At 32.0% G+C, this 10,450-nt stretch carries 9 protein-coding genes; 5 read left to right on the top strand and 4 right to left on the bottom strand.

Annotation, left to right across the window (positions count from 1 at the left end):
- Positions 1–6 precede the first annotated feature (6 nt).
- Positions 7–693 (bottom strand): hypothetical protein, encoded by a 687-nt coding sequence (locus VLB80_03865; protein HSC25323.1) that lies wholly within the window; start codon positions 691–693, stop codon positions 7–9.
- 69 nt (positions 694–762) lie between these two features.
- Positions 763–1,146: a hypothetical protein gene (locus VLB80_03860; GenBank protein ID HSC25322.1), complete on the bottom strand. Its 384-nt coding sequence runs from the start codon at positions 1,144–1,146 to the stop codon at positions 763–765.
- Positions 1,147–1,409: 263 nt separating this feature from the next.
- On the opposite strand from VLB80_03860, the gene topA reads away from it, so the two are divergent.
- On the top strand, positions 1,410–3,656 hold the full coding sequence (gene topA, locus VLB80_03855) for a type I DNA topoisomerase (GenBank protein ID HSC25321.1): 2,247 nt from the start codon (positions 1,410–1,412) through the stop codon (positions 3,654–3,656).
- 269 nt (positions 3,657–3,925) lie between these two features.
- On the opposite strand, the gene cmk is transcribed toward topA, so the two are convergent.
- Positions 3,926–4,621, bottom strand: coding sequence for a (d)CMP kinase (gene cmk / locus VLB80_03850; protein HSC25320.1), 696 nt, complete (start codon positions 4,619–4,621; stop codon positions 3,926–3,928).
- On the bottom strand, positions 4,621–6,357 hold the full coding sequence (recJ, locus tag VLB80_03845) for a single-stranded-DNA-specific exonuclease RecJ (protein HSC25319.1): 1,737 nt from the start codon (positions 6,355–6,357) through the stop codon (positions 4,621–4,623). Before recJ ends, cmk begins: the two co-directional genes overlap by 1 nt.
- A 313-nt stretch (positions 6,358–6,670) precedes the next feature.
- Between recJ and VLB80_03840 the strand changes: the two genes are divergently transcribed.
- The 4 genes from VLB80_03840 to VLB80_03825 all read left to right on the top strand — a co-directional run bounded on the left by VLB80_03840 (position 6,671) and on the right by VLB80_03825 (position 10,336).
- Positions 6,671–7,072, top strand: a complete 402-nt coding sequence (locus tag VLB80_03840) for a hypothetical protein (GenBank protein ID HSC25318.1) — start codon at positions 6,671–6,673, stop codon at positions 7,070–7,072.
- Between the two features lie 607 nt (positions 7,073–7,679).
- A complete protein-coding gene (locus VLB80_03835) occupies positions 7,680–8,693 on the top strand; it encodes an ABC transporter substrate-binding protein (protein HSC25317.1) in 1,014 nt (337 codons plus the stop codon).
- 60 nt (positions 8,694–8,753) lie between these two features.
- Entirely contained in the window at positions 8,754–9,632 is an 879-nt protein-coding gene (locus VLB80_03830; GenBank protein ID HSC25316.1) for a hypothetical protein, read from the top strand.
- A gap of 2 nt (positions 9,633–9,634) precedes the next feature.
- A complete protein-coding gene (locus VLB80_03825) occupies positions 9,635–10,336 on the top strand; it encodes an energy-coupling factor ABC transporter ATP-binding protein (GenBank protein HSC25315.1) in 702 nt (233 codons plus the stop codon).
- The last annotated feature ends 114 nt before the right edge of the window (positions 10,337–10,450 follow it).

The following is a 10,450-nucleotide window of genomic DNA, read 5'->3' as shown; positions in this document are numbered from 1 at the left end:
TCCCAATTAAAACTTTTGAAAATAAGAATCAAACTGATCATGAAGCTTTTTAATATAAATATTAGTATAAATACACACGCCAACTGGCAATAAAAAAGCTCCAATCATATTTAAAAAAAGAAGAAATTGATGATGTCCCATAATGTTATATTTAACAAAGACTTGCTCAATAATATGAGAGCTCATCCATGACAATCCATACAGCATCATTCCTATGGTTACTATTAATGGTAAATTAAAAAAAATCATTCTTAATGCATTCCACAATGATAATAAGAAGTTTTTAAGACCACCGGAAGAATCAGCAAAGAAAAGAACGGTGAATATATAGCCATAATACGTTGCTGATGACCAAGAGAATAATGGCATAAATATCCAATACAAAGCGATTTTTTTTAATTGAAATTCAAAATAGTTTCCGTTTTTTGGCATCATTGATGGCCGCGTGCTAAAACAAACCATTAAAAATAATAATTCATAAAGCCAGTTAGAACAATACAGAATTAAATCTGTCCGAGAAAACAAATAAGGAGCAATAAGGCATAATACTATCAAAAGTAGTACCCACCAAAAATAATAAAGCATTAGTTTATATGCTTCTATTATTGACTTAATTGTCACGAGAACAAAAAGTTGTGCATTTTTTGGCTTAAATAACGTCAGGGAATCTATCCAAGACTGTATTAATGTCATAACGTATCCTTCATATGATATCTCTATTCTTTACCTTATAAAAGATTAATAATTTCGACAAGTTAAAAATTATAATGAATCATCAAATAAACGTTGTGCTTCTATATTGTGTTCAAGAGTATACAAACAATGAGCAACATCTTCTGGTAATAATTCTCCTTCTTCTTCTAACTCTTCCAATAGGTGAATGACTCCTGAAATGCAGTTCATATCCTCATCTGCACAGGTAAAAAAATCAGTAAACCAAACAAAATGGATCCAATTCAAGAGATCTTCTCCTGAGATGCGCTCCTGCATAAAACGCTTCAATACATTCATCAGATGTTGTCGTGTTAATATAATAGGGGTTTCGAGTAAATCGATCTCACTTTCATATTTCAGTGGCGGAATATCATCTTTTTTAATTTTTAAATCTCGTACTTTTTCTAATAACTCGCGATAATTAATAGACATATTTTTCCTTTAACACAACGATTCTGTTGTATTTAGTGTACAATATCTGTTCTTTTTTTTCAAAAAAAATAGGTACTTACCCCATTGTTAATATAAAAATAGAACTAATTTTATTTTTTATTTTTAATCAGTAAAGGCTATAATCCTATCAAATTATTTGACTTTTTGAAAATACATATCTTATTATAGAATATAGATGTTAAAAAAACTTAAATATTTATGATAAAATACATGGTTTATTGATTAAACTTAAAAAGATGCATATGAAAAAACTAATTATAGTTGAATCACCCGCGAAAATTAAAACTATTACAAAATTTTTAGACAAAGATTTTGTCATTATGTCCACTATGGGGCATATCAAAGACCTTCCATCCAAAACAATTGGAGTATCAATAGACGATAAAGGGATTAACATTGAATATGTTACCCTTGAGGGTAAGGAAGCGGTCATTGCTGGAATTTGCAAGCAAGCTTCTACTTCTGATATTATTTATTTAGCACCCGATCCTGATCGCGAGGGAGAAATTATCGGTTGGCATACTGCCCAGGAAATAGCAAAAGTAATAAAAAAAAACGCACAGGTATATCGCATTGCTTTTAATGAAATTACTCAATCTGCTGTATTAGAAGCTATTAATCACCCAGGGGAAATCAATCTTAAATTGGTTGAGGCGCAACAAGCGCGCAGAATTCTTGATAGATGGGTAGGTTATGAAGTTTCGCCTATTTTGTGGAGAAAAATAGCAAAAGGACTTTCTGCAGGTCGTGTACAATCAGTTGCATTGCGTATGATTTGCGATAGAGAGAAGGCAATTCGAACCTTTGTTCCGGAAGAATACTGGACAATTATAGGTAATTTTAAACATAATAAATCAATAATCGCTGCGCCATTAACTAATATTGGTAAATCGAAAGCTGAAATAAAAAATGAAGAGTCAGCTAAAAAAGTTGTTGATGTATTAAAGAATGAAAAATATATAATTGATTCTATTGTTGACAAGGTTCGCATCAGAAATCCATTACCTCCTTTTATGACGAGTACCTTACAGCAGGCCGCATATAATATGCTTGGATTTTCCGTAAAGAAGACAATGCAAATAGCGCAACATCTTTATGAAGGTATAGCGCTAAATGATCCTAGCACACCCATTGCTCTTATAACCTATATGCGTACTGATTCATTGCGTATTTCTGATACTGCTTTACAGCAGGCGCGTTTATATATTACTAAACATTATCCCTCAAATTATTTACCCTCAAAGGTAAATCTTTTTGAAAAAAAAACCAAAGCAAAAACACAGGATGCGCATGAAGCAATTAGGCCAATCGATATAGATCTTACTCCAGATAAAATACGGCACTATCTTCCTTCTGATGAGGCAAAATTATATGATCTCATTTGGAAACGATTTGTATCATGTCAAATGAAACCGGCTGAATATGCACAGCGTCAGGTTACTATTAAAGGGGGTATATATACCTTTAAAGTGACCGGGTCAACACTTATATTTGATGGATTTTTACGTCTTTATCAAGAAGAAGAGGAAGAAGGTGAAAAGGAAGATAAAATAACTTTACCTGCAGATATACAAGAAAAGAATAATGTTAATTTAGATAAAATTGATTCTAAACAACATTTTACTCAACCTCAGCCGCGCTTTACCGAAAGTACTCTTGTAAAAGAATTAGAAAAGGAAGGTATTGGTCGACCAAGTACCTACGTAGCAGTACTTAATACTATTCGAGCACGTTCATATACAACTCTTGAAAAAAAGAAATTTGTGCCGACTGAATTAGGTATGCTCGTGACTGAAATGTTGGTAAAAAATTTACCTGAAATTATGAATCCCAAATTCACCGCAACTATGGAAGAAAATTTAGATAAAGTTGCTGAGGGAGAACTTGATCGTGATACATTGTTACGTAATTTTTATGAACCGTTTAAAAAAGACTTAGCTATTTTTGGTGGAAAAGGTGAAGGAAAAAAAGCAGCGGAAACGGATGTGATTTGTCCTCAGTGTAATGAAAAAAAATTGGCTATTCGCTTTGGTAAATCGGGTGAATTTTTAGGATGTATGGGTTATCCGGAATGTACATTCACTTCAAATTTTGTTCGTGACGAAAAAGGAAATATTGAATTAAGAGAAGCTGAAGCACCCAAATTAATAGAAAAAAACTGTCCATTGTGCGCCAAGCCACTTCGTCAATTAAAAGGTAAGTATGGTGATTTTATTTCCTGCTCTGGTTATCCTGAATGTAAATATGTTGAACGTAAAACATTACCTTTTCCTTGTCCACAATGTGGTAATGATATTATTGAACGCGCATGGCGTGGTGGAAAATTTTGGGGATGTTCTGGATATCCAAAATGTAAGCTTGCAATCTTTGACCCAATTGAGGAAACTCCATGTCCGCAATGTGCATGGCCATTTTTAACAAAAAAAACTACAAAAGAGGGTGAAGTAACAACTATTTGTTTAAATAAAGAATGTAACTATAAATCATAAAAAATATTTCTTTATCGTTGATAGAAATTTTTTAATGGATATTCAAACTATACGTCTGCAAGATTGCTTAATAAAATTTTACAATGATTGGTATTTTAGATCTTGATTTTACTTAATTATTATTTAAAATGTAGTGAGATAATAAATGCACATTATGAAAAAGTTTAACGCGATGAAAAAGAAAATTATAATAATAGTATGTTTTTTATTGCTTACATCACTACAAAGTTGTAGAAAAAAAAGTAGAGCAGAAAAAAAATTTGAAAAAACTACGAGATCTCGTTTGATTGGTAGTTGCTAATATGACTCATTATTAAAGAAACTGTTTCTTCTGCATTTAGTGATGATGTATCAAGTATAATAGCATCTTTAGGAACAATAAGTGGTGCAATTATGCGATTTTTGTCTCGTTCATCTCGTTCGGTAATGAATTTAGTTGATTCTTCAATAGAAAAGAAATGGTTATATTTTTGTTGATCTTTGCGCCAACGACTAGCTCGAACAATTAAAGATGCAGTAATAAAAAACTTTATTTCTGCTTGAGGAAATACTACAGACCCGACATCACGCCCATCGATAACAATATTATGATTTGCTGCGATAGCTCGTTGCATGCTAGTGACTTTACTGCGAATATTCTTGTTTATACTAATGATAGACGTTGCACGATCTATAAGTGTATCTTTCAGATAAGCAGTAACATCATTATTATCAAAAAAAATATGTTCTTGAGATTCTTCATTATATGTATAAGTAAAGCGATCTGAATCAATATATTGTTTAAACTTTTCAATAGATATGTCATTAAGAGTTTCTAATGTACATCCACAATGATTAATTAATACATACGCGATTGCACGATACATTAATCCTGAGCATACATAATAAAATCCTAATTTATGTGCTAAAATTCTGCCAACGGTTGATTTGCCGCTTGCTGTTGGTCCGTCAATAGTGATAATCATTATTTTTCTTTCACGGCAATATCAACACCTATCAACTCTATATTTACTCGTTCCTGCCAATAGTTTTCTGATACACGTGCGGCCAAAGTAAATGGTGATTCATAGTGTTTATTAAGCAATGCAAATAGTTCAGGACGATTAAAAAAGATTACTGGCTTAATAACGCCATCGGCAAACATGAAACATTTGACGTGTGCATCTTTAAGTAATTGTGGTTTTTGTACTTGCATGACATTATTCACATAAAAAATTGGCTGTTCGTTGCTATTGCCAAATGGTTCTAAATGCTCTAAGTCATCAATGAATTTTTTAGTCAAATCAGACAACATAACTTCTGCGTCAATTTTAATTTTTAATTGTAAGTCAAAGGGAGTTAACTGTGATGCAATCAAAGATTCCAATCTCATTTTCAATTCTGGTAAATGTTCAACTTTTAATGACAGACCTGCTGCAATAGAGTGTCCACCAAATTGCATAATAAGATCTGATGAAGCAGTAAGAGCATCAAACATATTAAACTCTGCAATTGATCTACATGAGCCCTTTGCAATTCCATCTTTTGTTAAATGAAACAATAAGGTTGGTTTACCATATGCAGAAACAAATCGGGATGCAACTAAACCAATAACACCGGCAGGCCAATGTTTACTCGCAGCTATGATTACGTTTTCTTTTTCAATATCAATTTGCTTTAATCTAATTTGTTCTTCTACTTCTTCAACGATTGATTTTTCTATTGCTTTACGTGCTTCATTCATTTCTAATAATACATGTGCAACAGCCTCTGCGTTCTTTGCATCAGTACCAATTAGAAACTTAACTGCTTGACGAGGATCTTCTAATCTGCCAAGTGCATTAATTTGCGGTGTTATAGAGAATCCAATATCTATCGAAGAAATTTTTGGCTTGGTAACTTTGCCATTGGCTTTTAATAATTTAAACGATAAACTTTCAATTTTATTAATAAATGCAAGACCATGACGTACCCAAAATCTATTTTCACCAACCAATGGAACAACATCTGCTACGGTACCCAACAACAAAAGTTCATATGCTTTTGGCGGTAATTGCAATCCCTTTTTTTCATACAATAACGAAATAAGTTTAAAGGTTACACCAACCCCTGCCAACGTTTTGTGAGGATAAAAACAATCTGCTTGATTAGGGTTAACGATTGCAAAAGCATCAGGAACTTGGCTATGAGGTCGATGATGATCAGTGATAATAAGGTCAATATGTAATTCTTTTGCACGCTTTGCTTGTTCAATAGCCGTAATGCCATTATCCACAGTCACGATGACCGAATAATTATTTTCTGCTGCACGTTCAACTATTTTTGTTGATAATCCATAGCCATCACGCACACGATGTGGTAAAAAATAGTTAATTTTTGCACCTAAGGGCAATAAACAGATCATCATCAAGGATGATGATGTGATGCCATCGACATCATAATCACCAAAAACTAAAATTTGTTCTTCTTTTTCTATAGCAGTAAGTAATCTATCAACAGCTTTTTCGGCATCTTTCATAAGACGTGGATCAGCAACGCTTTTTTCAAATGTACTAAATAAAAAGGAATCAATATCATCTTCATTTGTAAAACCACGAGTATATAATACTTGAGCAACGGCAAATGATAAATTATATCGTGATGAAATTAATGCAATGTGTTGCTCATCAACGACAGGTATTTTCCAAATATATTTTTCACCGGAAACTATTTTATTATTCATAATAACTTTATTAAAAGAGCATTATCATAATTGCAAAATTACTATCGTTAAGATTAATATAAATTATTGATAAGACCAAGGAAAAATGTATTTTATTTTTAAAATTCCAATTGAACAAATGGATTCGTGCAGATGGATCAGTTGTTACAAATCAATTATTTATACTATGTAATGTTTTTCTAACCCGTCCCCCATGAATATTCTGTGTGCGAAAAAGTATCGAAGGATAATTAAAAATAATAATTCATTGAGCTTCGCAGCGATACTTTTATAGTATCAAAAACATAGTATTTATCCTAAGGAGATAAATTTCATGAATCATATGCGATCATTTTTATGTCTATTTTTTATTATTGTACTTACAGCAACTACATGCCTAATTAGTAAAAGACCTCGTCGCGAAAAACCTCCAAAGCCACCTAAAAACGAGCTCACACAAGAACAAAAGCAGGTTATAGTTTCCAATATTGCTCAAGTAATGGGTGGAGTGTGCACTATAGTACAAGACCCACATAATCCCCATAATATAGGCAATTCTGTTGCGAGTATGATTCACGGACTTATTAATATTGCTGTGGAAAAAATCAGTAACAGAAAAATAGATATGAATGATGTTCAAGCAGTGCAAGAATGCATTAATGAATTATGTGAAGAAATTAGTGCAGAGATAACTAAAATAATTATTATGAAAAATATAAATAAAGATTTTGCATAAAAATGGCATTTTTATTTTTCAATATCTTATTGCTTACTTTTACGTGCGATGAGAATTATGCAAAAAAGCACACAGAGCAATCGTAATGCTTAAGTAGAATCCAGGAATGCCTAGTCAGTACGTTTTTATTCATGCAAGCAATTTCTATGTAAGGAGTAATCCTGTTTAAAGTTAACCGTTTTTAGTTTATCATTTTCGATATTTTTTCAAAACAGAAAAGCGCCTATAAACCGTTTATTAATAGCTCTTTGATTGACTCATAGCAAATATAATGGTATTGTAAACGATAATATAAATTGTTAAATCTCTCATTTTAAGAGGAATGTTATGCAACATCATACCTTCTTATTGCCAATTCCTTCTATTTCTTTACCTACAATTACTCACTTTCTTTGGTGCTCTTAGCGCTAATATCTTTTTATCTCTTATTTATTTTACTGTCGACTTATAAACATTTTTTGCTGACTTTTTTTTGATAAAGGAATTTTATAATGTTTTTTATAAAACTATGTTTATTTTTAGCATTTAATACCAATCTTATAGGAATGAAAGTTGATTTTTCCATTAACTAAAAACTTTACAAAATAAACATATCAAAAGGAAAAAAATGAATAAATTTACATTAACTTGCATTGCAATATTTGCTATATCAATCACTTTTGTTATGTATTATTTATTTAAGCAACAATCAAAAAAGCAAATTGGTCAATCTTATCGTATTGCTATTTTTGAACCAGCATCACATCCAGCTATGGATGAAATTGTACAAGGATTTATGCAAACAATACAAAACAATAGCTCACAGCAGTATACTTTTGAGCGCTATAATGCGAACGGGAATACAACATTATTACGTGCACAGGCTGAAGAAATTATTCATCGCAACTATGATTTGATTATGACAATAGGAACTGATCCAACACGTACCATTCATGAACTAACAACAAAAAAAAGTATAACAACTCCTGTTGTTTTTACCGCCGTGTCAGATCCTGTTGCTCTGGGCATAATTGCATCGCGTACATCTTCTGGTAATAATGTTACGGGGGTAGAAGAAGTACCAAGCTATGAAAAACAATTCAATAAACTGTTACAAGTAAAACCATATACGAAAAATATTCTTCTTGTGTATGATCCTATAATTAAATCAGGAATACATGAAGTATGGGCGCAACGCGTAAAGCAAGTTGCTGACAAAAAAAATATTACCATCCATTATGCTAAAGTTTTTCACATCAATGAAATTCAAGCAAAAGTGCAACCATTCCTACAAAACATTGATACCGTTCTTATATTTACCGATCATACAACAGTTTCTGGTATCGATAGCCTTATTACTTTATGTAATCGTTATGGAGTTACACTCTATGCATCAGATCTTAATTCGGGGGATAAGGGGGCAGCGCTTTCTTATGGAGTAAAGCAGTATGATCTTGGGGTAGATGCAGGATTTATTGCATTACGTATAGCTGAAAAAAATGAAAAACCAACTGATATACCAATAGTTGAACCAACAGCACAAAGATTAAAAATTAACACTGCCGTAGCACACCAGCAAGGCCTAGTGCTTTCTGATATACAACGAAATGAAATTGAAAAAGAAGGAGGAATTTTTGTATGATAATTAAACGATTTGATAAAACCATGTTTCTAAAAGTTTGCATATCTAAGGAATAAAATAATGACGGAAATTCTACTTATTATCATGGAACAAGCTCTTCTTCATTTTCCCCTTATTCTTGGTGCCTATATCAGTATATCACTTATGAAAACTCCTGATTTTAGTATAGAAATGGCATATGTTTTTGGTGCTTTCATGGGAAGTTTGGTGGTGCCACTGGTACACAATATGCCAACAATAATTAAATTTCCTCTCGTTATAGGCGCGAGCTTATTTGGTGGTGCTTGTGTGGGTATAACATCGAGCATACTTACACAAAAAGCTCGTATACCGCACTTATTATCAAGCATTGTAACAATTGGTATCTTCCATGGCATTAGCCAACTTGTTGCTGGCGTTTATGTATCGTTAAGTGGATATAAGAACATACTTGCGCTTGCTATAATCCCCTTGCATCCAGAATTGCCGCTTCTTATGATCTTATTTGCGTTATGTTGTATTATTGTTATGTATTTTTTTAGAACTGAACTTGGTTATTCTTTAGCAGTTTTTGGTTATAATCCTCATTTTTTCACGTATTATGGAATATCTTCATCGTATATATTCATTATCGGAATCATTGTTGCTAATGCCTTGGCCGGTTTAAGTGGTTATCTCGTTGCACAATCAAATGGCTTTGCTGATATTAACATGGGTTTTGGAAAACTACTGCTTTGTATATCTTCTATCATTTTAGGTAAAGTTGTATATGCTAAAACTCTTTCAATTATTACTCCCATTGCCGGTATATTCAGTTATTTTACCTTACAACAATTACTTCTCAAAGTTGGTTTTGATTTACGGTATTTTCTTATGGTACAAGCTTTAGTAATAGTTACTATTCTCATCGCACAACATAAATATAACGAAAATGTTACTAATGATCACTTAGGAATATAATTATGAAACAATTAATAATTGATCACATGAGTTTTTCATTTTATGGACAAAAACAACCTTTTTTTCATAATGTTCATATAACATTTAACTCGGGAAATATTTATTTTATTCAAGGTAAAAATGGAATAGGAAAAACAACCTTTTTTTCTATACTACAAGGGACAACGCCACGCAATGCAACGTTGACCGGAACAGTTATTTTTGAAAATAAACCATTTATTATTAAAAACAATAATATGGATAAGCGCATTAGTTCGCACATTAAAACTGTTGTACAAGATATTAATAAAATGATTGTTAGTGCAATGAGTGTTGAAGATAATTTACGACTAGCCCATCTATCAAACCATCCTCGTCTTATTCCACTTTCTTCTATAAATCATATACCCGCTATAATGAATACTTTTAATATTAATCAACATGCAATTGTTCAACAACTTTCTGGTGGACAAAAACAGATTCTTGCAATTATGATGGCATTACAAAAATCAACACATATTTTATTGCTTGATGAACCCACAGCCGCCTTAGATGAAAAAAACAGTCATATGGTTATGCAATTTCTAACTGATCTTGTAAAAGCATTAGATATAATAATTATCATTATTACGCATGATAAAGAGCTGACACAGGCCTATGCCGATAATCGTGTTATCACTATGCAAACAGAAAAAAATGATACACGCACACTTACGTTTTTATAAATGGAGCTATTGTTTTTTATTCATATCAAATAAAAAACAGGATAGGCATGTGATAGTTAAAAAGATGCAATTTATCATTGATAGTCGGAGAGAAATTCTTGATTTCATTATTAT

Source organism: Candidatus Babeliales bacterium, from assembly GCA_035455925.1.
Lineage (GTDB): Bacteria > Babelota > Babeliae > Babelales > Vermiphilaceae > SOIL31.
This window is presented reverse-complemented; position numbering and strand designations above follow the sequence as displayed.

Coding starts and splice junctions, on each gene's coding strand:
- VLB80_03865 (HSC25323.1), bottom strand. CDS start 693: ATGACATTAATACAGTCTTGGATAGATTCCCTGACGTTATTTAAGCCA.
- VLB80_03860 (HSC25322.1), bottom strand. CDS start 1,146: ATGTCTATTAATTATCGCGAGTTATTAGAAAAAGTACGAGATTTAAAA.
- topA (HSC25321.1), top strand. CDS start 1,410: ATGAAAAAACTAATTATAGTTGAATCACCCGCGAAAATTAAAACTATT.
- cmk (HSC25320.1), bottom strand. CDS start 4,621: ATGATTATCACTATTGACGGACCAACAGCAAGCGGCAAATCAACCGTT.
- recJ (HSC25319.1), bottom strand. CDS start 6,357: ATGAATAATAAAATAGTTTCCGGTGAAAAATATATTTGGAAAATACCT.
- VLB80_03840 (HSC25318.1), top strand. CDS start 6,671: ATGAATCATATGCGATCATTTTTATGTCTATTTTTTATTATTGTACTT.
- VLB80_03835 (HSC25317.1), top strand. CDS start 7,680: ATGAATAAATTTACATTAACTTGCATTGCAATATTTGCTATATCAATC.
- VLB80_03830 (HSC25316.1), top strand. CDS start 8,754: ATGACGGAAATTCTACTTATTATCATGGAACAAGCTCTTCTTCATTTT.
- VLB80_03825 (HSC25315.1), top strand. CDS start 9,635: ATGAAACAATTAATAATTGATCACATGAGTTTTTCATTTTATGGACAA.